This is a genomic window from Halorubrum sp. Atlit-26R (assembly GCF_003666015.1).
GTDB lineage: Archaea > Halobacteriota > Halobacteria > Halobacteriales > Haloferacaceae > Halorubrum.
Genome location: NZ_QPLT01000163.1, coordinates 1 through 832 on the forward strand (window position 1 = coordinate 1; position 832 = coordinate 832).

At 57.1% G+C, this 832-nt stretch carries 1 protein-coding gene; it reads left to right on the forward strand.

Features of this window, described 5'->3' with window-relative positions; all coding sequences use genetic code 11:
* Window positions 1-202: 202 nt before the first annotated feature.
* Window positions 203-832: PQQ-binding-like beta-propeller repeat protein (locus tag DVK07_RS19930; protein ID WP_147441270.1), on the forward strand; the 630-nt coding region annotated here is incomplete at its 3' end.

Sequence of the window (832 nt, forward strand, 5' to 3'; positions counted from 1 at the left end):
CGCCTCGCTCAGAGCAATCGAGAGCTGTATCAGGTACTAACCTTTTCAACAGAGTCTTATTTGTCAATCGGGAGACTACAAGGTGATTTTAACACAGCCGTAATACTATACATACGTTGGTCTACATTCAGATGTGAATCGAAGGAAGTTCTTGGCGACAGCGAGTGTCGCCGCGAGTGGACTTCTCTCGGGGTGTCTGTCGATGCTCCCGTTGCTGGATTCGGACACGCCCTTGCCGGACGATCCGACAGGGGAGTGGACACAGTACGGAGCCAACGGGGCGAATACGTTCGCAACGGATGTCTCCGCTCCGCCACAGGGGAACCTGGCATGGACATCGGACGCCTTCACGCGGTGGCGGCCTGCAGTTTCCGATGGGACAGTATACACGACGAACTTCGACCCCAGTAACGACGGAAGTGCGATCGCCCTCGATGCACAGGATGGCACTGAACAATGGCGGACTACCCTCGACGCCAGCGGAGATAACGTCATTGTCGTTGTCGACGATCGTTGCGTCGTGGCCTACGGCGAGGAGCTCGTTGCACTTGATTCCCAAACCGGCGAGCAGATCTGGACGGAATCGATAAACGAGGTTGAACAGCTCGTCGCGGACAAGGCCACAGGAACGGTGCTGGTTGCTTCCGACAGGGGTATCGAGGCGTATCGAGCAGCGGACGGGGAGAGACGTTGGGAAACCGACACGGCACGTCAACTCGTCCATGCGCCTGCAGTATACGACGGACGCGTGTTCGCTGTCGGTGACGTGGATGGATCACCGTCACTCGCTGCCTTTTCGTTAGAGGATGGCTCAGATCGCTGGCAAAGTGAG